Below are 23,894 nucleotides of genomic sequence, written 5' to 3'. Positions count from 1 at the left end.
TCTTTTAAAGGCCCCCATGAATCCCTGGATCCTTGCCATCAGACCCCGCACGCTGCCCGCGGCCATCGGCCCACTCCTGGTGGGAAATACCCTCGCCCTTGGCCTGGAAAGCTTCAGCGTGACTATTGCCATCGCATCGATGATCTGTGCCCTGTTGCTTCAAATTGCCGTGAACCTGGCCAATGACTATTTTGATTTTAAGAGCGGCGTGGATACCGAAGAGCGCCTGGGCCCTGTGCGGGTAACCCAAAGCGGCCTGATAGCCCCGGCCAGAGTCAAGGCGGCCATGATAGTGTCCCTGCTTGCGGCACTGGCGGTCGGCTCCTACCTGATTTGGCACGGTGGTGCCCCCATTGCCGTGCTCGCCGCCGCCTCCATTTTGGGCGCACTCTGTTACAGCGGCGGCCCCTATCCCCTCGCCTCCCATGGCCTTGGCGAAGTGGCAGCCTTCGTGTTTTTCGGCCTGGTGGCCGTTGTGGGCAGCTTTTATCTGCAGGCGGGCTACACCTCAATGGATGCATGGATACTGGGTGCGGCAATCGGTCTTTTCAACGCCGCCATTATGTTGGTAAACAATACCCGTGACATACGCACCGACACCCGCGCTGGCAAGCGCACTCTGGCAGTACGTATTGGCGAAGCCCAGTCGCGGGTGCTGTATCAGGCATTGGTGTATTTGCCCTTTGGCTTAATCATCGGCAGTTTTCTGATGGGCATACTGCCGGGCTGGCCGGTACTGCTCTCAGGCGTGTCTCTGGTGATTGCCAGACGCCTGTCGCGGGAGTTCAGCGAGACCAGCGGCGGCGCCTTAAACCCTTTACTGGGCCGCACCGCAAGACTGACGCTGGTCTTCAGCGTACTCTTTTCCGTCGGGCTGCTCATTCCGGCTCAGGCCTGATGGCGGCATCGTAAGTCAGAGATGAAAAAGGCTTCCCGAGGGAAGCCTTTTCGTTTAATGGTGTGACGCGCGGCGCGTCAGCTGCTCAGAGCCTTTGCAGATTAGAGCTTTTGCAGATCACGGGCCGGGCTGCTCCAGTTGAGATGATATTTTTCACCCGCTGGGGTGTCGATACGCTCAAAGCTGTGGGCTCCGAAGTAATCACGCTGCCCCTGCAGCAAGTTGGCAGGCAGGGTTTCACGGCGATAACCGTCGTAATACGCCAGGGCCGAGGTGATACAAGGGGCAGGTACACCCGCCAGTACAGCCTTGGACACCAGATGGCGCCAGGACTGCTGGGCCTCGCTCAGCGCCTTGGCAAAACTTTTCGCCATCAGCAGATTGGCAAGCTTGGGCTCGGCCTCAAAGGCCTCTGTGATGGACTGCAGGAAGGTGGCACGAATGATACAACCGGCGCGCCATATGCGGGCGATGGCGGCAAAGTCGAGCTCCCATCCCTGCTCGGCGGCGTTCATGGCCATCAGCTGGAAGCCTTGGGCATAACAGCAAATTTTGGCGCAAAAGAGCGCCTGCTCCAGCTCGTCGATAAAACCAGCCGCATCTATGTCCTGCAGTGGCAAAGCGCCGGCGAGACGGTCTGCCAGCTCAGTACGAAGCGCCTTTTGATTCGACAGTGCCCGGGCGTATACCGCTTCGGCGATAGTCGGTGCCGGCGTGCCGATTTGCAGGCTGCTGACCGCAGTCCACAACCCAGTGCCCTTCTGACCCGCCTTGTCCAGAATCATTTCCACCAGTGGCTTGCCGGTGAGTGGATCTGTCTGGCGCAGCACTTCGGCGCTTATTCCCATCAGGTAGCTGTTGAGTTTGCCGCTGTTCCAGCGCTCAAAAATGGCGGCAATCTCCACCGCAGACAGCCCCAGCACATCAGAAAGTAACTGATACACTTCACAAATCAGCTGCATATCGGCGTACTCGATGCCGTTGTGCACCATCTTCACGTAGTGACCACTGCCCGCCGGGCCTATATAGGCGGTGCAGGGCTCGCCTTCCAGCACCGGATTACCCGGCTCGAAGCGCTCAATGGGCAAACCCGTGGTGTTATCTACCTTGGCAGCAATGGCGCGCCAGATGGGGGCTACACTGTCCCAGGCGTCTTTTTTGCCTGACGGCATCAGGGAAGGCCCAAAACGGGCACCTACTTCGCCGCCGGAAACGGCAGAGGAGAAGAACACAAACTTGCCGGCGTATTCCTGCTCGCGTTTGACGGTATCGGTCCACAGGCTGTTGCCGGTGTCGATAACTATGTCATCCGGCTTGATACCGGCATCAATAAGTGCCGAGCAAACGCCGTCTACAGGGGCACCGGCGGGTACTGACAACAACAGGAGTCTGGGCGAAGTCAAGGCGCACAGCATGGACTTGAGACTGTCCACACCGGTCAGCTCCGTGGCCTTGCTGTGTGCAGGCTTGGCGGCAACTTCGGCCTGGGATTGACTGACGGCGGCGCGCACCTTGGCAACGTCCAGGTCAAAGGCGGCCACACGATAGCCATTATCTGCGATATTGAGGGCAAGGTTTTTGCCCATGACACCCAGGCCGATAACCCCGATGTCGTGTAATTGGGTGTGGTTTTGCATGCTTTTTATTCCACGGGTACAGGAAGAGCCAAATTTCGCGGCGGATTATAGCGATTTTGGTAACTGAATTACAGTAAGGCAAGATAATGCATAGGAATGCAGTGTAAAACTGTTGCTAAATGACGAGCTTAGGGATGAAAAAAGCCTCCGGTGAAATCGGAGGCTTATCGGCGTACTATGGGTCAGACCCGGGCGTCACCATAACCCATGCGGGTCAGGGTGTTACGTACCAGTTCCAGCGTCGCCGGATCTTCAATGGTGGCAGGTACGCTGTATTCCTGATTGTCGGCAATCTTGCGCATGGTGGCCCGCAGGATTTTGCCGGAGCGGGTCTTGGGCAATTTGGGAATGGCACTCACCAGCTTGAAGGCCGCCACCGGGCCAATTTCACTGCGAACCAGGGCCACCAGCTCTTTATTGAGCTGTTCATCGGTGATGTTCACTCCGTTCTTGAGTACCACCAAGCCAAGGGGCACCTGGCCTTTCAGCTTATCTTCCACCCCAATCACAGCCGCTTCGGCAACGGCCGGATGCTGACAGAGCACCTCTTCAAACCGGCCCGTGGACAGGCGATGACCGGCCACATTAATTACGTCGTCGATGCGGCTCATGATGTACAGGTAGCCGTCTTCATCCATGTAACCGGCATCGCCGGTAAGATAGCAATCCGGGTACATGGAGAGGTAACTGTCGATGTAGCGTTTGTCGTTTTGCCACAGAGTCGGCAGTGTACCCGGAGGCAATGGAAGGCGGATCACCACGTTGCCGTATTCACCGGCGCCCACGCTGTTACCGGCTTCATCCACCACATCCACCTGATAACCGGGCACGGGTCGGGCGGGAGAGCCCGGCTTAATGGGCATTTGTGCAATTCCCATCAAGTTGGAGGCCACAGGCCAACCGGTCTCGGTTTGCCACCAGTGGTCAATCACTGGCTTCCCAAGCATTTCCTGGGCCCACAGCAGGGTATCGGGATCGCAGCGCTCTCCGGCCAGGAACATCTGTTTCAGGCAATCGAGGTTGGTGTTGCGGCAGAAGAAGCCTTCGGGATCTTCCCGTTTGATAGCACGAATGGCGGTAGGCGCGGTAAAGAAGCTCTTCACGCCATACTTTTTAATGGTGCGCCAAAACGCTCCGGCATCCGGGGTGCCCACGGGCTTTCCTTCGTAAAGCACAGAGGTGGCACCGGCAATCAGAGGTCCGTACACAATGTACGAGTGACCTACCACCCAACCCACGTCAGAAGCGGCCCAGAAGGTATCACCGGGTTCGACATCGTAGAGGTAGCGCATGGACCAGGCCAGCGCCACCGCGTGGCCACCGTTGTCCCGCACCACCCCCTTGGGTTGGCCGGTTGTGCCTGAGGTATAGAGTACATAAAGCGGATCGGTTGCTTTAACCGGTACCCAATCGGCGTCCGGCGCAGTTGCCACAGACTGCTGCCAGTCAAGGTCACGCCCGGATGTCATCTCGGCCTCATATTGAGGGCGCTGTAGAATCAAACACTTGCTGACTTTATGGGTCGCCTGAGCCAGAGCGGCATCCAGCAGCGGCTTATAGGCCACCACACCCGAAGGCTCTACCCCACAGGATGCTGAAAGCACCATCACAGGTTTGGCATCATTGATGCGACTGGCAAGCTCATTGGCCGCAAAGCCGCCAAACACCACAGAATGAATCGCTCCGATGCGGGCACAGGCGAGCATGGCATAGGCCGTTTCGGGGACCATGGGCATATAAATCACCACCCTGTCACCCTTGTTTACGCCCTGCGCCTGGAGCAGGCCCGCCAAGCGCTTCACCTGGGCCAGACACTCGCTGTAACTGATGGAATATTCAGTCTCAGTCACCGGACTCACGTAATGAAACGCCGTCTGCTGGCCACGCCCGGCATCCACCTGACGGTCGAGGGCGTTATAGCAGGTATTGATTTCGCCGTCTGTGTACCAGCGATATAAAGGCGCCTGTGACGAATCCAGAATAGTCTCCGGCGCCTTGTGCCAGTCCACCATGGTGGCGGCCTTTCGCCAGTATTGCTCGGGGTTGTCCCTGGCTTCCTGGCGCAGCGCCTCAGCAGGATCCGCTGGCATCATTGTGCTTGTGCTTATTGTTGTCATTGTAATGGTCCTCCGGGGTGGAGTGGCGACATCTGCGCCGGTAAGGTCCCTTCCTTATCTTCGGCATTATTGCGCGGAGTCGCCCCGCCCCCCATTAGACAAAAGCCTAGGAAGGTTTGCCTGTAACCGAAAGAAGCACGGCCATCACGGCAGGGGCCACGGGTAAGCCATGAGATTGAATGATTGAGATAAGCAGATGCCCCGGCCCTGGATAGCACGCGAGCCCCTTGGAAACAGCACCCGGCAGGGCTGTAAGCTAAGCCTGACACTGGTCACCATGAAAATGCCTTAGCCACGCGCACTCCAACTTTACCTTTACGTAAACTTCATATATCTTGCATCCAATTGAAACAAGAAAAATCCGGTGTCGAGATGAGTTCAACCAACAGTGCGCAAACCAGCTATTCAATCAGTGACTTGTCGAAAGAATTCGACATTACCACCCGCTCTATCCGCTTCTATGAGGATCAGGGGCTGCTTAAGCCCAAGCGTCGTGGCCAAACCCGTATCTACAGCCTGAAAGACAGGGTTCGCTTAAAGCTTATCCTGCGTGGTAAGCGCCTCGGGTTTTCGCTGGCCGAAACCCGCCGTTTGTTTGAGCTTTACGATGCCGACAAAACCAGCGTAACCCAGCTCAACACCATGCTGGCGCTGATTGAAGAGAAAAAAGCCGCGCTGCAGCAACAGATGGACGATATCAAGGTGGTATTGATGGAACTCACCAGCGCCGAGGCCCAGTGCCGTGGTGCCCTGGATGGACAATCCAAGAGTTCCTGAGCTTACGCCGGCGCCCAGACTGAATAAAGACCGACACAATAACAAAGATAACAAGACAACAAGCAGATTTAAGGACACAAGCACATGAGCCACCTGTACTCTACTCTCAACTTCGGACTCGGTGAAGACGTGGATATGCTGCGGGACGCGGTATACGAATTTGCCAAGGGTGAAATTGCGCCGCTGGCCGAAAAGGTTGACCGCGACAACGCCTTCCCCAACGAGCTGTGGGCAAAATTCGGTGACATGGGCCTGCTGGGCGTCACTGTGGCTGAAGAATACGGCGGCGTGAACATGGGTTACCTCGCCCATGTGGTGGCCATGGAAGAAATCAGCCGCGCCTCGGCCTCCATTGGCCTGTCTTACGGTGCCCACTCCAACCTGTGCGTCAACCAAATCTATCGCAACGGCAACGAGGCTCAGCGCGCCAAATACCTGCCCAAGCTCATCAGCGGTGAGCACATCGGTGCCCTGGCCATGAGCGAGCCCAACGCCGGCTCCGACGTGGTGTCCATGAAGCTGCACGCCCGCAAGGAAGGCGATCGCTATATCCTCAATGGCAACAAGATGTGGATCACTAATGGTCCCGACGCCCACACCTATGTGATTTACGCCAAGACCGACCTCGATAAGGGCCCACACGGCATCACCGCCTTTATCGTTGAGCGCGGCTTCAAGGGCTTCTCCCAGGCGCAAAAGCTCGACAAGCTGGGTATGCGCGGCTCCAACACCTGTGAGCTGGTATTTGAAGACTGCGAAGTACCGGAAGAAAACATCCTCGGCGGCCTCAATAATGGCGTCAAAGTGCTGATGAGTGGCCTGGATTACGAGCGCGTGGTGCTCTCCGGTGGCCCGCTGGGCATTATGACCGCCTGTATGGATATCGTGGTGCCTTACGTACACGAGCGGGTGCAGTTCGGTAAATCCATTGGTGAGTTCCAGCTGGTACAGGGCAAGCTTGCCGACATGTACACAGGTATGAACGCGGCCAAATCCTACGTGTACAACGTGGCCCGCGCCTGTGACCGCGGCGAAACCACCCGTAAAGATGCCGCCGGTGTGATTCTCTATGCCGCCGAATTGGCCACCAAGATGGCGCTGGATGCGATTCAGCTGCTCGGTGGTAACGGCTACGTCAATGAGTACGCCACCGGCCGCCTGCTGCGGGATGCCAAACTGTATGAAATCGGCGCCGGCACCTCGGAAATCCGCCGCATGCTGATTGGCCGTGAGCTGTTTAACGAGACTAAATAACTCTGTCTTATAAATCAGCCCGCTAAACCAAGCTGATAAGCCAATAAGCCAACTCTTCACATCCACTCCCCGGCAAAGCGCCGGGGTTTAAGGACACTGCGGCAGGCAACAGGCCTGCCCCTTGGAGGACACAAGACGTGACTCAACTTACCTCCCGCGTGAATCCACGCAGCGACGAATTCAAACAAAAACACGATGCCATGGCGGCCCTGGTGGCTGATCTCAAAGACAAGCTCGCCCATATCGAGCAGGGCGGCGGCCCGGTTGCCATGGAGCGCCACTTATCCCGTGGCAAACTCGCCCCCCGCGCCCGGGTGGAAAAACTCTTAGACCCAGGCTCACCCTTCCTGGAACTGAGCCAGTTTGCAGCCTATGAGGTGTACGATGAAGACGTACCGGCGGCGGGCATCATTGCCGGTATCGGCCGGGTCAGCGGCGTCGAGTGCATGATTATTGCCAACGATGCCACCGTAAAGGGCGGCACCTACTACCCCATCACGGTGAAAAAACACCTGCGTGCCCAGGCCATTGCCGAGCGCTGCCACCTGCCCTGCATCTATCTGGTGGACTCGGGCGGTGCCAACCTGCCCCGTCAGGACGAAGTCTTCCCCGACCGTGACCACTTCGGCCGCATCTTCTTCAATCAGGCCCGCATGTCCGCCAAGGGTATTCCGCAAATCGCGGTGGTGATGGGTCTGTGTACCGCGGGCGGCGCCTACGTGCCAGCCATGGCCGATGAATCCATTATCGTGCGTGAGCAGGGCACCATCTTTTTAGCAGGCCCGCCGCTGGTGAAAGCTGCCACCGGCGAAGAAGTGAGCGCCGAGGAGCTTGGCGGCGGCGACGTGCACACCAAAATCAGCGGCGTGGCCGACCATCTGGCGCAAAACGATGAGCATGCGCTGGAGCTCGCCCGCAAGGCGGTATCGCGCCTCAACCACCAAAAGCAGGTTGAGCTGCAACTCGCAAAAGTCAAACCGCCCAAATACGACATCAACGAGCTTTACGGCATCGTCGGTACCGATCTTAAAAAGCCCTTCGATGTGAAAGAAGTGATTGCCCGCATCGTGGATGACTCCGACTTTGACGAGTTCAAAGCCAACTACGGCGCCACCCTGGTGTGCGGCTTTGCCCGCATCCACGGTTATCCGGTGGGCATAGTGGCCAACAACGGCATCCTGTTCTCAGAGTCGGCCCAGAAAGGCGCGCACTTTATTGAGCTGTGCTGCCAGCGCAAAATTCCGCTGGTGTTTTTGCAAAACATCACCGGCTTTATGGTGGGTAAAAAATACGAGCACGAAGGCATTGCCAAGCACGGCGCCAAGATGGTGACGGCAGTTTCCTGCGCCACTGTGCCCAAGTTCACCGTGCTGATTGGCGGCAGCTACGGCGCCGGTAACTACGGCATGTGCGGCCGCGCCTTTGAGCCTACCCTGATGTGGATGTGGCCCAATGCCCGCATCTCAGTGATGGGCGGCGAGCAGGCCGCAGGCGTGCTGGCCACTGTGCGTAAAGATGGTCTGGCCCGTAAAGGCGAAACCATGAGCGCGGAAGAGGAAGCCAAATTCAAGGCGCCCATCATCGCCCAGTACGATAAAGAGGGTCACCCCTACCATGCCAGCGCCCGCCTGTGGGACGACGGCATTATCGACCCTGCGCAAACCCGTGATGTACTGGGGCTGGCCATTTCCGCCGCCCTCAACGCCCCCATCGAAGAGACCCGCTTCGGCGTGTTCCGCATGTAAGGAGAAGCAGATGACAACCATGACTTCCATTGCCGAGCTGTCTGCCTCCTTCAGTGCCGTGCGCTGCGAGCTTAAGGGCAAGGTGGGTTATCTCATCTTGAATCGCCCCGAGGTGCACAACGCCTTCGATGAGGTGATGATAAGCGAAATGACCCAGGCCATTAATGCCTTCGCCCACGAGAGCGACTGTGCCCTGATGGTGCTTAAAAGCGACGGCAAGCATTTCTCCGCCGGCGCCGATTTGAACTGGATGCGCAAGCAGGCCGCCATGGACTTTGATGCCAACCTCAAAGACGCCCGTGAGCTTGCCAACCTGATGGATACCCTGGACCGGTTCCCCAAGCCGTCCATCGCCCTTGTTAACGGCGCGGCTTACGGCGGCGCACTGGGGCTGATTTGCTGCTGCGACATTGCAATTTCGAGCCACAAAGCCAGTTTCTGCCTGTCTGAGGTCAAACTGGGGCTTATTCCTGCGGTCATCAGCCCCTACGTGGTGCGCGCCATGGGGCCACGCCAGAGCCGCCGCTACATGCTCACGGCTGAGCGCTTCGATGCCAGCATGGCGCTGGCCTTAGGCGTAGTGCATGAAATTGCTGACGATTTAGATGCCGCAGCTGCCCCCATCATTCAAAACCTGCTCAGCGGCAGCCCCCAGGCCCTCGGCTGGTGCAAGTCGCTCATCGCCCGGCTGCAAAGCGGCGTGATTGATGAGCACACCCGCGACTACACCAGCGAGCGCATCGCCCGCATTCGAGTGTCCGCAGAAGGACAGGAAGGCCTTAACGCCTTTTTCGATAAGCGCAGCCCAGCCTGGGTTAATGATACCGGCAGCAAGGACTAAGGGATTTTCCATGTTTAACAAACTCTTAATTGCTAACCGCGGTGAAATCGCCTGCCGCGTTATCCGCACCGCCCGCGATATGGGCATTAAAACCGTGGCAGTGTATTCCGACGCCGACCGCGACGCCCGCCATGTGGCGCTGGCGGATGAATCCTTTTATCTGGGCGAAAGCGCCCCGGCAAGCTCGTACCTTCGCGGTGAGCTGATTATCGACATCGCCAAAAAATGCGGCGCCGAGGCCATTCACCCCGGCTACGGCTTTTTGTCGGAAAACGCCGAATTTGCCCGCGCCTGTGAGGCAAACGGCATCGCCTTTGTCGGCCCTGGCTCTGATGCCATCGATGCCATGGGCAGCAAAAGCGCCGCCAAGCTCATCATGGAAAAAGCCGGTGTGCCCCTGGTGCCCGGCTACCACGGCGACGATCAGAGTGATGCCACCCTGCTTGCCGAGGCAAAAAAGATTGGTTATCCGCTCCTTATCAAAGCCGCCTACGGTGGCGGCGGTAAGGGCATGCGTATTGTCGAGGGCGAGAGCGAGCTTAAAGCCGCCATCGACTCGGCCCGCCGCGAGGCTGCTTCCAGCTTCGGTAACGACAAGCTCTTGATGGAGCGTTATCTGCGTCAGCCGCGCCACGTGGAAGTGCAGGTATTTGCCGACTCTCACGGTAACTGCGTGTATCTGTCTGACCGCGACTGCTCCATTCAGCGCCGCCATCAAAAGGTGGTGGAAGAAGCCCCTGCCCCGGGCCTGCCCGACAGCCTGCGCAGGCAAATGGGCGAGGCCGCCGTGGCCGCTGCCAAGGCCATCGATTACCGCGGCGCCGGTACTGTGGAGTTCCTGCTCGATGCCCCTCAGCCAGGGAAAGAGCGCAGCTTCTTCTTTATGGAGATGAACACCCGTCTGCAGGTAGAACACCCGGTAACCGAAATGGTCACGGGCCAGGATCTGGTGAAATGGCAGCTGTTGGTGGCATCGGGTTCAGTGCTGCCCCTTGAGCAGCACGAAATCCAAATCCACGGTCACTCCTTTGAGGTGCGGATTTACGCCGAAGACCCCAATAACGAGTTTCTGCCCGCCAGTGGTAAGCTCACCTTTTTGCGAGAGCCAGAGCCAAGCCGCCATGTGCGCATCGACTCAGGCGTGCGCGAAAATGATGTGATTTCAAACTACTACGACCCGATGATTGCCAAACTGATTGTGTGGGACGAATCACGCCCCCGCGCACTGGCGCGTCTTAACCGCGCCCTTGGCGATTACCGTGTTGGCGGCCTTAAGCACAACATCGAGTTTCTCTCCAACATCGCCGAGCATCCGGCGTTTGCCGATGCCAACTTCTCCACCGACTTTATCGGCCGCTACGGCGATGCCCTGATTGGCGACAGCCGCGATGAGGCCGACACCGCCTTTGTGCTGGCGGTACTGACCCAGCTTAAGCTGCGGGAAGCCACCACTCAGGACGCTCCCGGCCACGATCCTTTCAGCCCCTGGTCGAGCCTGAAAGGCTTTCGCTTAAGCAGCCCAAAGCGCCACAGCGTGACCCTGCTGGATGACGCGCATCAGAGCCGCTGCGCCGAACTCACCGAGGCTAATGGCCGCTATCAGCTAAGCCTCAACGACAAGCTGATTGAGCTCAGTGGCAGTATTGACGCCTCTGAGCTTAAGTGCGAAATCAACGGCCACAAGATGAAGGTGACGGTATCGCTGGAAGAAGGCGGTCTTACCGTGTTCCTCTCAAGCGGCAGCTACCATTTCCGCGAAGTGCTGGGCCAGGTGTTGGAAGAAACCGCAAGCTCAGAGGATAAACTCAAGGCACCGATGAACGGCACTGTGGTGACCCATCTGGTCGCCGTTGGCGACACTGTCACTGCCGGTCAGGGTTTGCTTGTTATGGAAGCCATGAAGATGGAATACACCATAGAAGCGCCCTTCGATGGGGTGGTGAGCGAGTTCTTCTTCGCCCCCGGGGAGCTGGTGTCCGACGGCACCCTGCTGCTGGCGCTGGAGCCAGGCGACGGCGCTTGCGAAACCAGCGGCAAGGAGGCCTGAGATGGCACTGCCCTCATACATCAGCCTGTTTGAAGTCGGCCCCCGTGACGGCCTGCAAAATGAAAAGCAGGTCTCAACCGCCGATAAAATTCTGCTGGTCGAAAACCTTGCCGCCGCTGGGGTTAAGCGCATCGAGGCGGCAAGTTTCGTCTCCCCCAAGTGGGTGCCGCAAATGGCCGACTCAGGCGAGGTGCTCAAGGGGATTTCCCGTGTGGCCGGCGTGCGTTACAGCGCCCTTACCCCAAATTTGAAGGGGCTGGAACTCGCCCTTGACGCCAATGCCTCGGAGGTTGCGGTATTTGCCGCCGCCTCCGAGGGCTTCAGTCAAAAGAACATTAACTGCTCGATTGAAGAGTCGATTGAGCGGTTTATCCCATTGATGGAAAAAGCAAAAGAGCACAATTTACCGGTGCGCGGTTATGTGTCCTGCGTGCTCGGTTGCCCCTACGATGGCGAGATAGCCGTAAGCGAAGTGGCGCGGGTGTCTGAAATTCTGTACAAACTCGGCTGCTATGAAATTTCTTTGGGTGACACTATAGGCGTTGGCACGCCCGCAAAGGCCCGTAAAATGGTGGAAGCCGTGGCGGCCAGAGTACCGGCAGATAAGCTCGCGCTGCACTTCCACGACACCTATGGCCAGGCACTTGCCAATATCCTGGCCTGCCTTGAGACAGGCATCCGCACCGTGGATACCTCGGTGGCAGGCCTCGGTGGCTGCCCCTATGCCAAAGGTGCTTCGGGCAATCTTGCCAGCGAAGATCTGGTGTACATGCTCCATGGTATGGGCGTAGACACAGGTATCGACCTTGGCAAACTGATTGAGGCGGGTAACCGCATCAGCGCCGCTCTTGGCAGACAAAACGGCTCCAAAGTGGCGCGGGCGCTGAGCTAGCCACGTCAAGAAGGTGGCGCGGGCGCGGCGTTAGCCACTTCAAGAAAGTGGCACGGGCAGCCTGGCCACTGCAAGATAACAATAACTATCTCCTGCCCAGTTGCGGGCAGGCGAACAAAGCACAGCACACGACCTGACGTCACAGCAGGTTAAGAACAAAAGGAAGACAAGATGGCTGGACTCTACAAGGTCGTCGACAGTTACGACCAGGCCCTGGCGGGCCTTAACGACAATATGACCATCATGGTGGGTGGTTTTGGCCTGTGCGGTATTCCGGAAGGCCTGATTAATCAGATGGTAAAACTTGGCACCAAGGGCCTGACTGCTATCTCCAACAACGCTGGCGTTGATGACTTTGGTCTGGGGCTTTTGCTGCAAAACAAGCAGATAAGCACCATGATCGCCTCCTACGTGGGTGAAAACGCCACCTTCGAGCGCCAGATGCTGAGCGGCGAGCTGAACGTTATCCTCACCCCACAGGGCACCCTGGCCGAAAAAATCCGTGCCGGTGGCGCAGGTATTCCTGCGTTCTTCACCGCCACTGGCTACGGCACCCCGGTAGCCGAGGGCAAAGAGACCCGCGAAATCAAGGGCCGCCATTATGTGCTGGAAGAGTCCCTGACCGCCGATTTCGCCCTTATCCGCGCCTGGAAGGCCGATACCATGGGTAACCTGGTGTTCCGCAAGACCGCCGCCAACTTCAACCCCATGATGGCTACCGCCGGTAAAATCACCGTGGTGGAAGTGGAAGAAATTGTTGAGCCGGGCGAACTTGACCCGGACCACATCCACACCCCGGGGATTTATGTGGATCGCATCATCAAAGGCAACTTTGAGAAGCGCATCGAACAGCGCACCGTGAAGCAGGCATAAGGAGACACGCCATGGCACTTTCAAGAGAACAACTGGCCCAGCGCGTCGCCAAAGAGCTGAAAGACGGCTACTACGTAAACCTCGGCATCGGCATTCCAACGCTTGTGGCCAACTACATCCCCGAAGGCATGCAGGTGATGCTGCAGTCGGAAAATGGCCTGCTCGGCATGGGCGAATTCCCCACCGAAGAGACTATCGACCCGGATTTGATTAACGCCGGTAAACAAACCGTTACCGCAGTAAAAGGCGCGTCGTTTTTCTCCAGCGCCGAGAGCTTTGCCATGATCCGCGGCGGCCATGTGGATTTGACCGTGCTCGGTGCCTTCGAGGTGGACGTTGAAGGCTCTATCGCCTCCTGGATGATCCCCGGCAAACTGGTAAAAGGCATGGGCGGCGCCATGGACTTGGTGGCCGGTGCCGACAATATCATAGTCACCATGATGCATGCCGATAAATACGGTAACTCCAAACTGCTGCCCAAGTGCGAGCTGCCGCTCACCGGCTTTGGTTGCATCAAACGGGTGCTCACCGATTTGGCCTTTATCGAAATCAAAGACGGCGCCTTCCACCTGCTGGAGCGCGCCCCGGGCGTGAGCGTTGAAGAAATCATTGAGAAAACCGCAGGCAAGCTTATCGTGCCCGAGCACGTGCCTGAGATGCAGTTTTAATCGGCCCTGCTCTTTCAGGCCAGCCTACAAAAACACCCGCAGCTGCGGGTGTTTTTATTTGAATCAAGTCATTCAGATAGCAAAGTTTTTTACTGTGCTGATAACGGGCATAACAGGCTTGTTAAGCCCCGGCGATTTGGGTATCTTCGACACTGTGCAAACAGTATTGCGGGTGAGCAACAGCTTGTTGCAATCGACATTCAACCAGTGGGCGATGCGTTTCAACACTCACCAGCACCATACCAGCAGGGAAGCGCGAAAAAGCACAGCGCAAAGGTCATACTTACACTTCCCCCACTGTTATTTACTCTGCTTGCCGCCAGCACCCACAGCATTAGATGCGATTGAACTCCAATGGCGTCCTGCGGTAGCTATGGCCTTAACAGCCACACCATTTCATCCCAACCGTTTCAACCCAACCGCTTATGTCAGTCTATCGAGCGGGCTCACGGTGCCGGCATAATGTAGCCCCAGCACGTGGGTGTATATTTGAGTTGTCTTGACGTCATTGTGGCCAAGCAATTCCTGCACTGTGCGGATATCGTAGCCTGCCTGCAAAAGATGAGTGGCACAAATTCAGCGGGACTGAATTTGAACAGCTCCGCTGGCCCGAAGGGGAAAATACAGGGAAGTATTTTATAAATGAGTGACGAAAAGTATGGCAAGTCACCCGCTTGTTGACCCCAGATTTAGCAACGGCGACCGCCAGCGCTTTACGCACAACACTCTGATGCAGATGATGCCGACATAACACCCCCGTAATGGGATGATGGCAGATTGCATGTGATGGGAAGATAAACATCCAGATAGATTTTCTAAACGCATTGGGATATTTGCGCCCAAGTGCATAGGGCAGCGATGGCCCCAGGCCTTGTAAGTTATCTTTCTGCTGAAGGGCTGTCGCGCTGCTTATGTAAGATTGTAATGCCGTCGCACAATGTTGGCTGAGCATTGTTTTGCGATCTTTGCGGCCTTTACCGTCCCGCACTGTTAAAGACAGATGCTCAAGATCGACATCCTGGATCCTGAGTCTGAGGCATTCAGAGATCCGCAGGCCACTACCGTAAAGCATTTCGACAATCAGGCGGCTACGTCCTTCCAGACAATTCAGAATGCGCTTTACTTCATCAACGGTCAGTACCACAGGCAGGAATCGCTGTTTGCTGGCGTAATGAAAACTAAGGCTGCCAAGTTCCTGATGCAAGTGCTTATGATAAAGGTAGACCAGCGCATTTAACGCCGTCTTTTGGGTGTTTATTGCCACATTGCGTTGATTGGCGATAAAGGTCAGAAACTGTCCGACCTCCGGTTGCCCCATCTCTGCCGGGTGCCTTTTATGGTGAAAACGGATAAAGGCCTTTATCCAATACAGATATGTCTTTTCTGTTAGAATGCTGTAACCACGCATCCGCATCTCTTCGCGAATGCCCTGCAGAAACGGACTTTGATAGGCCATGTCGAAAGCCCCGAAAGCTGTACGTACATACAGTATTATTTTAAAATGGATGATTTTGCCAGCTCAAACGACAAAAAATGTGCGCACTATTTCTGAAACACTTTTTATAGCTTTAGTAAATTCATAGACTTAAAAATGGTGCGCGAAATAAAGCGAGCGCAAATCATGCGCATGCGCACTTTCCACCAGGATGATTTTTTCTAAGTTAAAAATCGAATTTAAAAACAGCGTGTTGCGTGAGATTTCACCAAGTGGTCAGATGTGAGATTATGCGCATGCGCACTATACAAATGTTAGCTAGGAAACGTCATGTCTTATATCGAGAACCTGATTGAAAATTGCAATAAAGCTAAAATGGCAAAGCCAGAAAAAGAGTTCGTGGTAGAGAATATCTCTCAACTTGACGGAATTGACAAGGCTATCTATATAATTGAAGAAATAGATGGAAACTGCGAAAGCACATTTATTGAACTATCAAAATATAAAAAGTTAAAGCAGAGGGCTTGCCCTAAATTAAATGCTCCTTCTCCAGTTTTATATGTGGGTTCATCTACCACCGGCGTTAGGAAAAGAATAGAGCAACATTTGGGTGAAGGAGCAAAGGATACCTATGCTTTACATTTGAAATATTGGTTCAGAGGTGACTATAAAATAACTATAAAGGTTTTTGAACAGCCGAAAGAGGTTCTTCAAATTATCGAAGACGCGTTATCTTATGAGCTTGCTCCTGCTTTTGGTAAGCAAGGTGGTAATAGCAAATGAGGCGAATATGGTAGCTAACAAGGCCATCAATTTGACAGTTTTTCCGTTACGGCTTTTGTGCTTAAAAATAGCACAAAAGCCTCCACTCCAAAACTGCAAATTATGGCAGCGTTATGCGCAAGTTAAGATAAGGAAGTTATGTGAAAACACCAAATTTGTTCTCCTATGCGACTAGTGAATTATCACAAGATGCATTTATTTGCTGGCTACTAGAATGGGCGTCACCAGAATTTCGCAATGAAGATCCAGATTTACATACGTGTGCGACTGAATTTGTGAACTCTCTTTTTTCAATACATGAAAAAGAATGCCCGACAGAAATCAATAAAGTTGAAGTAGGAAAGCAGGATAAGAATATCGATGTTCTTTGCATTATCAACGACGAATATCCAATATTAATTGAGGATAAGACCGGTACAAAACATCACTCAGGTCAACTTTCGCGTTATTTAAATACAATAAAAGATCGTTCTTATTCAGAAGAAAAGATATTTCCGATCTATTTTAAGACTGAAGATCAGGCTTCTTATAAAGACGTCATTAAAAATGGTTATATGCCATATTTACGATCTGATTTTTTAAAGATTTTGATCTCATATCAAGGTGAAAACTCAATATTAATTGATTACAGAGATCACCTTCAGTCAATTGAGGATAGCGTCCAATCTTTCAAATTACTTCCAATCGATAAATGGCATTGGCATTCATGGATAGGTTTTTATCAGGAGATCCACGATAAATTAGATGGTCATTGGGATTACGTAGCTAATCCTTCAGGCGGTTTTCTTGGCTATTGGTGGCGTTTTCAGGGAGATGATAATTGTGAGCAGTATCTACAGCTTGAGCAAGGAAAGTTCTGTTTTAAAATTTGGGTGAAGCATAAAAACGAGCGTAGTCGTTTAAGATCTAAGTGGCACAATCTTATTAAAGATAAGAGTAATGAGTTGGGATTTAGTCTAACCAAGCCAGAAAGATTTGGAAGTGGTGAATATATGACTGTTTGTGTATTTGATGGAGAATATAGAGTAGCTAATGAAGGTATCTTAGATCTTGAGCAAACAATTCAGCGTATTAGGTTAGCTGAAGAAATATTATATTCAGTTAAAGAGCGCGCATAACAAGTGCCAGCAACCGACCGCCAAACCTGTCACTCAAATTGCTTCGCAATTACGTGCCAGATTTGTCGGCGGCTGTGGCAGGCGTTGATATGATTCCCTCGGTCAAATGGATAATAGTGTCCTTACCGGAGACCCAAAAAATCTCCGGTAAGGACACTCTGGCAGACGGGCTTTGGCGAGTAAGTGTCGGCGGTTGACCTTGCTGATATCCGCGGATTTTAACCGCATTACTTGTGTTCGCCGCTGGAGCCTTGCCTCAGTCTAGAAGCGCGGATGTGACCGCTTAACGCCCTCGAGGGTTGCTCGCACCGCTGCCGCCGCCTTTACTGCCAGAGTGAAGTTAACCCTGATTCAGCACGCTTTTCGTGGTATGTCGGCATCAAAGCTTTGGGCTATGTCCCAAATGTAACCTGTCAGCTCGCGTGCCACGGCGGTCACCACCTTGTTGTATTCCTTGCCCCGTGCTTTCAGGGCATGGAAACGCCGACACAAGCGTTGCTGGACTTCCCAGGAGCGGGTTTGCAATGGTATCGAATGGCCTTGCTGACGACTCTCCAGCTCCCGTGATACCCGAGCGGGAAAGCGATAAGCCCAGTCTGATTCGATAAGGATACGTCTGGCGTGGCCATTGCCACATTTGGTAATGCCGCCCCGTCGCTCCCGCTGGCCGCTGGAGTATTCACTTGGCGTGAGGCCGACAAAGTTCATCAACGAACGCGGCGAGGCAAAGCGCCACAGGTCGCCCAGCTCCGCCAGCAGCGTCATGGCCGATAAGAAACGCACACCACGCAGTACAGTCAGACGTTCAACCAGTGGATACCAACGCCAGCTTCCGGCGAGGCTTTGCAGCTCCAACTCCAGTCGTTGTAAACGTTCATAACGTTCGGTAACTGTGTGGATGTAATGCTGGAAAGTGATTTTAGTGGCGCTCTCAGCAAAGCTGATACCCGCCAGATGACGTCGATAGGCCTCGGTCCAGTTTTGGCGACCACTGCACGGGTGGCCATGGCGCAGCAGGAAGGATTTCAGTCGTTGCCGTGCCTGACGTAAATCGAGCATGGCATCTTCTCGGCAACGAATTAGGTCCCGGATGGCTTCATCTCGCTCATCCGGGACATAGATGGACTTCAAATCGCCGCTGCGAGCCAATCTGGCCAGGGTCATGGCATCACGTTTATCGGTTTTGACTCTGTCCCCTGGTGCTTTGGGGATTAAAGCAGGCGCCACGACCCAACAGGTGATGCCACGATGTTGCAGGTGACGATAAAGCCAGAAGCCACAAGGTCCAGCCTCATAAATGATGCAAAGCTTGCTGGCCTTGGTTGATTGATTTTTAAAGAGTTTATCGAGTGAACGCAGGTTGGTGGGAACGGTGCCATGATAGTGCACGGTATCATCCAACTTATCAGAAACCCAGGCCACATCAGTGGTCTCCTTGTGCACGTCCAAACCGATAAAAAGTGTGTTAGCTTTAGACATGTCGGCCTCCTGTGATTGTTTGCTATTAGATCAACAAACAGTGTGGCTCTGGTTTCACTAACCCACGAGAAAACACGGAGGCCGACACCTGCGCAGGGAATCATTATGTCTAACTGCCAATTAAGCTATGAAGATCTTTTTAAAACTCACAATTTTTGTACTGGTTGCTTTGTTTGCAGTACTTGGTAGCCTGGTTGTTTGGTATGACAGAGAACAGCATATTGATTTCTTAAGTATGTTTCCTGAATCTTTCGAAACTTGTCATGGTGATGTGTCAGGTGGTTCAGGTGATTTAGCACACTGGTTCTCTTTGAATAAAGATGGGTGGAAAAATCACCCAGCATCTTTGGCTCCGGGCTATTTATATAAATCATCAAAATTGAATATAAATGTTCATCCAGACTGGGTTGTTGTTAGTTATCTTGATAATAAGAATTGGCAACAGGTTATAAAATATTCGCAAGCCAGTTCAATTTTTAGAGAGTGTCGCATTAGCAGTTAACAAACCGCTGTAGACGCACGCGAGGCGTGCTGGGACAAAAACACGTGGGCTGTCCTCGCTTCGCTCGTTATTATAGCCCACGTATTTTTGCCCCTAAGCGGGGTGTTATACCCACGCAAGCAAAACTCCACTTGAATTGTTTTCCGGTGAGTGATAGGTTAAGACAATGCAAGTAAATCATACGTTTAATCTAATCTCAGTTTCATGGTGGCGTTCTATCTTATAGAGCGGCGCTGAATCACATTTGTTCAAAGCCGTCGGAAGACTGCTTATGAATAACGTAATTTATGTCTCCGATGGTACAATTTAGGAGTCATATTATGCATAATCAAATACATACCATTAAAAAAGAAAAAGTGTTAACTGGTGATAGAGCTACAGGGCAGTTGCATCTCGGACACTTTGTCGGTTCACTTCAGCAAAGAGTAGCGTTACAAAACGACTATGAACAAACTATTTTGGTTGCCGATTTACAAGGTTTAACTGATAACGGTCACAATCCCCATAAAGTATCTTCAAATATTTTGAATGTTGTTGCTGATTATTTAGCCGTTGGCATTGACCCACAGAAAACTACTATTTGCTTGCAGTCTGCGATCCCTGCATTATCTGAATTGACAATGTATTACTCAAATTTGGTGTCTGTCGCTAGATTACAGAGAAATCCAACAGTTAAAAATGAAATTGCAGGTAAGTCATTTGGAGGCTCAATTCCCACGGGTTTCTTAACATATCCGATTAGCCAAGCTGCTGATATTACGGCATTTAGAGCAACGCTCATCCCTGTTGGTGATGACCAGTTACCAATGATTGAGCAAACGAATGAAATCGTGAGAAAACTAAATCATGTAGCCCAAGATGACATTTTAGTTGAGTGTCGACCGTTATTAAGCAAAGTCCCTCGTTTACCAAGCACGGATGGTAAAAGTAAAATGTCTAAATCAATGGGTAATTGTATCCTCTTAAGCTCTGGAGAAAAGGATATATCAAAGGCGGTAAAATCAATGTATACCGATCCTAATCACTTAGCAGTTGAAGACCCGGGTAAAATTGAAGGTAATGTTGTTTTCACATATCTAGACGCATTCCATCCAGATTTAGCTTATGTTGATGATTTAAAGATTAGGTACCAAAAAGGTGGTCTAGGAGATGGGACCACAAAAAAAATTCTTGAAGAATGCTTGCAGGAAACTCTAAAACCAATTAGAGAACGTAGAGAAACATTCATATCAGATAAAGCTCAATTGATTGAAATTCTTCGTATTGGTAGCGAAAAGTCACAAGATGAATCAAATCAGGTGTTAGGTAGCGTTAAACGAGCATTTGGTCTTAATTTGTTTCAGTAGTCGATATCAAGGCGTGGGTATAACAATGCAATCAAGGTGATGCGTTACACTCGGCGGTTTTGGTATGAAGTTCGGTGTGCTTTGCTGGTTCAGTGGGGCACACCTTATTGCAGGCGTTAATATGATTCCCTCTGTCAAATGGATAATAGTGTCCTTACCGGAGACCCAAAAAATCTCAGGTAAGGACACTCTGGCAGACGGGCTTTGGCGAGTAAGTGTCGGCTGTTGACCTTGCGCTCTTGTTGATAGTGAGGCCGCGAGTTTGGTTATTCGCATTACTTGTGTTCGCCGCTGGAGCCTTGCCTCAGTCTAGAAGCGCGGATGTGACCGCTTAACGCCCTCGAGGGTTGCTCGCACCGCTGCCGCCGCCTTTACTGCCAGAGAGAAGTTAACCCTGATCTAGCACGCTTTTCGTGGTATGTCGGCATCAAAGCTTTTGGGCTATGTCCCAAATGTAACCTGTCAGCTCACGTGCCACGGCGGTCACCACCTTGTTGTATTCCTTGCCCCGGGTTTTCAGGGCATGGAAACGCCGACACAAGCGTTGCTGGACTTCCCAGGAGCGGGTTTGCAATGGTATCGAATGGCCTTGCTGACGACTCTCCAGCTCCCATGACACCCAAGCCTGTGCCCTCAGGCATCAACCGGAGCCCGTCTCCAACCTTGTTTATACCCGCTAAACGCCAATGTTTGGCCCATGTCGAATTCGTACAATGTCGCCAGAGGATATAAGGCTATGTTGGCGGCATTAACAACGAAGGAGAAAGCAACATGGCATTACGCGCAAATTACTTTGGATTGGCCGCAAAGGGCATGCAGATACTCATGACACAGGAAAGCTATTTACAGCAACAGTTCAGCACGTCAGTACGGCTGTCGCTGCCGCTGTGGGAATTGGTCAAACTCAGGGTATCGCAAATCAATCAATGTGCTTTTTGTGTGGATATGCACAGCAAGGCCACGCTGCAACAGGGAGAAAGCCAGGAGCGTGTCATCGGCTTAAGCGCCTGGCGCGACATGCCTTTTTACAGCGACACTGAAATGATGGCCCTTGACTGGGCGGAACACCTGACTCAGGGGCTGCCGGTGAACGATGACAAGTACGCTCAGGTGGTGGAGGCCTTTGGCGAACAAGGCCTGGTGGATTTAACCATCGCCGTTAACGCCATCAACAGTTGGAACCGTATCGCCAAGACCTTTAAACCTGAGGTGGGCAGCTTCAAACCCGCTGCCCATGATTGATCACCCCTGGTTATGAAAATGCCACATCACCCAGTACATGGGCTTAAGGTCCCTTCCACCGATACTGCGGAAGGGTTTCAGTAAGGGACGAAGCCACTGCCAGGGCGCGAGCTTTCGTTTTGCGGCCTGCCAGGTGGGTTCTCCCCCGGCCTCTCGGTAGGCCAGCATGGCACGGGTGATGGGCTCGTGCGCAGGCCCCAGGTAGCGATAGAGGCTGTGCAGATATACCAGCAAATCGCGTCGCTGCTGGAATGCCATGTCCTTTTGGCGTTGATTGGCTTCAAAGTCGATAAACTTTACCGCTCCGCCCTGCCAGCCGATGTCTCTGAGCGCCGGGCGGCCATGGGCAAGCTCAAGGGAATGCAGCTCAGCCAGCGCCGCCGCACTGTCAGTCAAAATTTTATCAAAGGGGACACTGCCGTCCTGATGAGATAAGTGCCACCAATCGCTGACCGTTTTACCGGCATCCTCAATCACAAAATAGCCCTCACCCGCCAGCACCACATTGGGTACAGGGGCATGTTTTTCATTGAGGGTTTGCAGTGCCCGAATTTCGGTTTGCAGCGCCTGGTCGGGGCTGTGTTTGAGCAGTTTCATGGCGCCTTCCAGGCGCTCGGGCTGTTTCAGCCAGTAGCGGCGTCCTTCAAAGTCGAAGGGAACCACTCTGTGGCCCTGATGTGTCGCCAAAACCTCTGCAACCAAGGCCTTGAAGGCCAAAGAAGAGGTTGCAGGCGTACTGATATCGTGTTCCATTCGTATCCCATCTCACAGATTGCGGCGGCATTATCCCCGCGCCCTACGGTAATTTCAATGAAACCTGAGTATGTTATAGCCGTCGGTTCAGCATTCAGACAGCAAAGCTACAAAGTTGTAACTGGCCCCATTCAACGGATCACAAAACGGCAAAATCAGCCCGCTTGAACCTATCATCGATGAACTATCACTCGGACACAGGAAGCAGCCACAATCGCCATAAAAAAAGCCTCCCGATGGGAGGCTTTTTTTTATGGCATTGAAACTCAGTCGGCAGTTTGCTCCTGCCAGGGCGTGGCACGGTTTTCCAGCAGAACCGGAATGCCCTCTGTGATGGGATAGGCCAGACGGTCGAACTTACAGATCAGTTGATCGGCTGCTTTGTCGTATTCCAGCTTGCCCTTGCACACGGGGCAAGCAACGATTTCCAGGAGTTTTTTATCAAAGGCCATGGGTGTTTCCTTGCTTGGCTGTGGCCGCCCGGTTCAGGGCATCGAGCAGCCTGGTTGAAAATGTTGGCGGTAGATTGGCATCAACAGCGAGATACCACCAGTGTTGTTTGGCGAATTCGCGACATTTAACCGAATCTTTTTCGGTCATCAGCAGTGGGCGACCATCATCGACCGCAGCGATATCCGCAGCGCTGAAGGCCATGTGGTCGGTAAATTCATGTGCCTTACCAAGCACAAAGCCCTGGGCCCTCAGGGTTGAGAAAAAACGCTCTGGATTACCTATTCCCGCCATGGCGTTTACCGTATCCCCGGGGCGCGGCGCAATATTATCCTGCTCATTGGTGTTGCAGCCTTTGGCGTGGCCGCGGATTGCAGCGACGGGCGCCAGGCCAGCTGGCTCAAGGGTCATGGCGTATTCGTCCGCTTCTGCGTTGGCGCCATTACAGAGCACAAAGTTCACCGAACTTTTGCGCCATTTACCTTCACGCAGTGGCCCCGCTGGTAACAGCCAGCCATTACCAAAGCGGCGCTCACCATCAATCACCAATATTTCGACATCCCGCTCCAGGGCGTAATGCTGCAGGCCGTCATCACACAGAATGACGTTAACGTCGTGGCTTTGCAGCAGCTTATGGGCAGCCTTGATACGGTTTCGCCCCACCACCATAGGGACGCCGGTGCGCATGGCTATCATGGCTGGCTCATCACCCACCTGGGCGGGAGACATGCCGGCCACTACGTCCAGCTCACCGTCAAAGGCGGCGCCATAGCCACGGCTGATGACACCTGGGCGCCAGCCTTCCCGGCGCAGCCGCTCGATTAAATAGAGCACTGTGGGGGTTTTGCCGCTGCCACCGGCGGTGATGTTACCCACCACCACTACGGGCACAGGTAAGCGCTCGCTGCGCTTAAGCCCCAGCCTGAAGGCCGCACGGCGTAAGCTGCTGATAAACCAAAACAGCAGCGACAGGGGCAACAGCAGCCAAGCTGCCGGGTGCCCCTGATACCAGATTTTGTGCACAAAACTTTGCATAA

Annotated in this window: 22 protein-coding genes and 1 pseudogene; 15 read left to right on the top strand and 8 right to left on the bottom strand. The window is 53.5% G+C overall.

Features of this window, described 5'->3' with window-relative positions; translation table 11 throughout:
• Positions 1-16: 16 nt before the first annotated feature.
• Positions 17-898, top strand: a complete 882-nt coding sequence (locus tag K0H79_RS06965; protein WP_220077769.1) for a 1,4-dihydroxy-2-naphthoate polyprenyltransferase — start codon at positions 17-19, stop codon at positions 896-898.
• Between the two features lie 101 nt (positions 899-999).
• Here K0H79_RS06965 and gndA read toward each other — a convergent pair whose 3' ends face one another.
• Both gndA and K0H79_RS06955 read right to left on the bottom strand, forming a co-directional pair.
• A complete protein-coding gene (gene gndA / locus K0H79_RS06960) occupies positions 1,000-2,535 on the bottom strand; it encodes an NADP-dependent phosphogluconate dehydrogenase (RefSeq protein ID WP_220077768.1) in 1,536 nt (511 codons plus the stop codon).
• A 182-nt stretch (positions 2,536-2,717) separates the two neighbouring features.
• Positions 2,718-4,652 (bottom strand): propionyl-CoA synthetase, encoded by a 1,935-nt coding sequence (locus tag K0H79_RS06955; protein WP_220077767.1) that lies wholly within the window; start codon positions 4,650-4,652, stop codon positions 2,718-2,720.
• Positions 4,653-5,024: 372 nt separating this feature from the next.
• On the opposite strand from K0H79_RS06955, the gene K0H79_RS06950 reads away from it, so the two are divergent.
• The 9 genes from K0H79_RS06950 (at position 5,025) to K0H79_RS06910 (ending at position 14,212) form a co-directional block, all read left to right on the top strand.
• Entirely contained in the window at positions 5,025-5,429 is a 405-nt protein-coding gene (locus K0H79_RS06950; RefSeq protein WP_220067364.1) for a MerR family DNA-binding transcriptional regulator, read from the top strand.
• 84 nt (positions 5,430-5,513) lie between these two features.
• Positions 5,514-6,683 (top strand): isovaleryl-CoA dehydrogenase, encoded by a 1,170-nt coding sequence (locus tag K0H79_RS06945; protein WP_011759477.1) that lies wholly within the window; start codon positions 5,514-5,516, stop codon positions 6,681-6,683.
• A gap of 137 nt (positions 6,684-6,820) precedes the next feature.
• A complete protein-coding gene (locus tag K0H79_RS06940; protein ID WP_126166474.1) occupies positions 6,821-8,428 on the top strand; it encodes a carboxyl transferase domain-containing protein in 1,608 nt (535 codons plus the stop codon).
• Positions 8,429-8,447: 19 nt separating this feature from the next.
• Positions 8,448-9,269, top strand: coding sequence for an enoyl-CoA hydratase-related protein (locus tag K0H79_RS06935; RefSeq protein ID WP_408733385.1), 822 nt, complete (start codon positions 8,448-8,450; stop codon positions 9,267-9,269).
• A 10-nt stretch (positions 9,270-9,279) separates the two neighbouring features.
• Positions 9,280-11,316 carry an acetyl/propionyl/methylcrotonyl-CoA carboxylase subunit alpha gene (locus tag K0H79_RS06930; RefSeq protein ID WP_220077765.1) on the top strand — a complete coding sequence of 679 codons (2,037 nt, stop codon included), beginning with the start codon at positions 9,280-9,282 and terminating at the stop codon, positions 11,314-11,316.
• Position 11,317: 1 nt separating this feature from the next.
• Positions 11,318-12,208 (top strand): hydroxymethylglutaryl-CoA lyase, encoded by an 891-nt coding sequence (locus tag K0H79_RS06925; RefSeq protein WP_220077764.1) that lies wholly within the window; start codon positions 11,318-11,320, stop codon positions 12,206-12,208.
• Between the two features lie 171 nt (positions 12,209-12,379).
• A complete protein-coding gene (locus tag K0H79_RS06920; RefSeq protein WP_220077763.1) occupies positions 12,380-13,081 on the top strand; it encodes a CoA transferase subunit A in 702 nt (233 codons plus the stop codon).
• An 11-nt stretch (positions 13,082-13,092) separates the two neighbouring features.
• Positions 13,093-13,749 (top strand): CoA transferase subunit B, encoded by a 657-nt coding sequence (locus K0H79_RS06915; RefSeq protein ID WP_220077762.1) that lies wholly within the window; start codon positions 13,093-13,095, stop codon positions 13,747-13,749.
• 58 nt (positions 13,750-13,807) lie between these two features.
• Complete coding sequence (locus K0H79_RS06910) at positions 13,808-14,212, top strand: hypothetical protein (RefSeq protein ID WP_220077761.1); 405 nt, start codon at positions 13,808-13,810, stop codon at positions 14,210-14,212.
• Here K0H79_RS06910 and K0H79_RS06900 read toward each other — a convergent pair.
• A pseudogene (locus K0H79_RS06900) lies at positions 14,173-15,205 on the bottom strand (integron integrase). The gene K0H79_RS06910 and the pseudogene K0H79_RS06900 sit on opposite strands and share 40 nt — an antisense overlap.
• A gap of 309 nt (positions 15,206-15,514) precedes the next feature.
• On the opposite strand from K0H79_RS06900, the gene K0H79_RS06895 reads away from it, so the two are divergent.
• Positions 15,515-15,967: a GIY-YIG nuclease family protein gene (locus K0H79_RS06895; protein ID WP_220077759.1), complete on the top strand. Its 453-nt coding sequence runs from the start codon at positions 15,515-15,517 to the stop codon at positions 15,965-15,967.
• Positions 15,968-16,107: 140 nt separating this feature from the next.
• On the top strand, positions 16,108-17,085 hold the full coding sequence (locus K0H79_RS06890) for a PD-(D/E)XK nuclease family protein (RefSeq protein ID WP_220077758.1): 978 nt from the start codon (positions 16,108-16,110) through the stop codon (positions 17,083-17,085).
• A 351-nt stretch (positions 17,086-17,436) separates the two neighbouring features.
• Here K0H79_RS06890 and K0H79_RS06885 read toward each other — a convergent pair whose 3' ends face one another.
• Positions 17,437-18,564, bottom strand: coding sequence for an IS110 family transposase (locus K0H79_RS06885; RefSeq protein WP_220077757.1), 1,128 nt, complete (start codon positions 18,562-18,564; stop codon positions 17,437-17,439).
• 127 nt (positions 18,565-18,691) lie between these two features.
• Here K0H79_RS06885 and K0H79_RS06880 point away from each other — a divergent pair, with 127 nt between their 5' ends.
• Both K0H79_RS06880 and trpS read left to right on the top strand, forming a co-directional pair.
• The gene (locus K0H79_RS06880; protein ID WP_220077756.1) at positions 18,692-19,066 is read left to right on the top strand and encodes a hypothetical protein; all 375 of its coding nucleotides are present in this window, start codon (positions 18,692-18,694) and stop codon (positions 19,064-19,066) included.
• Between the two features lie 320 nt (positions 19,067-19,386).
• A complete protein-coding gene (trpS, locus tag K0H79_RS06875) occupies positions 19,387-20,412 on the top strand; it encodes a tryptophan--tRNA ligase (protein WP_220077755.1) in 1,026 nt (341 codons plus the stop codon).
• 427 nt (positions 20,413-20,839) lie between these two features.
• On the opposite strand, the gene K0H79_RS06870 is transcribed toward trpS, so the two are convergent.
• On the bottom strand, positions 20,840-21,031 hold the full coding sequence (locus tag K0H79_RS06870) for a hypothetical protein (RefSeq protein ID WP_220077754.1): 192 nt from the start codon (positions 21,029-21,031) through the stop codon (positions 20,840-20,842).
• A gap of 152 nt (positions 21,032-21,183) precedes the next feature.
• Between K0H79_RS06870 and K0H79_RS06865 the strand changes: the two genes are divergently transcribed.
• A complete protein-coding gene (locus K0H79_RS06865; protein ID WP_220077753.1) occupies positions 21,184-21,654 on the top strand; it encodes a carboxymuconolactone decarboxylase family protein in 471 nt (156 codons plus the stop codon).
• Here the strand turns inward: K0H79_RS06865 and K0H79_RS06860 are convergent, their stop codons facing one another.
• The 3 genes from K0H79_RS06860 to lpxK form a co-directional block, all read right to left on the bottom strand.
• Positions 21,655-22,407: a phosphotransferase gene (locus K0H79_RS06860; RefSeq protein WP_220077752.1), complete on the bottom strand. Its 753-nt coding sequence runs from the start codon at positions 22,405-22,407 to the stop codon at positions 21,655-21,657. It abuts the gene before it with no gap.
• A gap of 266 nt (positions 22,408-22,673) precedes the next feature.
• Positions 22,674-22,859 carry a Trm112 family protein gene (locus K0H79_RS06855; protein WP_220067351.1) on the bottom strand — a complete coding sequence of 62 codons (186 nt, stop codon included), beginning with the start codon at positions 22,857-22,859 and terminating at the stop codon, positions 22,674-22,676.
• Positions 22,849-23,892 carry a tetraacyldisaccharide 4'-kinase gene (gene lpxK / locus K0H79_RS06850; RefSeq protein ID WP_220077751.1) on the bottom strand — a complete coding sequence of 348 codons (1,044 nt, stop codon included), beginning with the start codon at positions 23,890-23,892 and terminating at the stop codon, positions 22,849-22,851. The genes K0H79_RS06855 and lpxK overlap by 11 nt, the downstream gene beginning before the upstream one ends.
• Positions 23,893-23,894: the final 2 nt, after the last annotated feature.

Origin of the sequence: Shewanella sp. FJAT-52076 (assembly GCF_019457455.1) — a bacterium.
Taxonomy (GTDB): Bacteria; Pseudomonadota; Gammaproteobacteria; order Enterobacterales; family Shewanellaceae; genus Shewanella; species Shewanella zhangzhouensis.
Note: the sequence above shows the minus strand (reverse complement) of the source record. Positions and strands in the feature narration are given on the sequence as shown.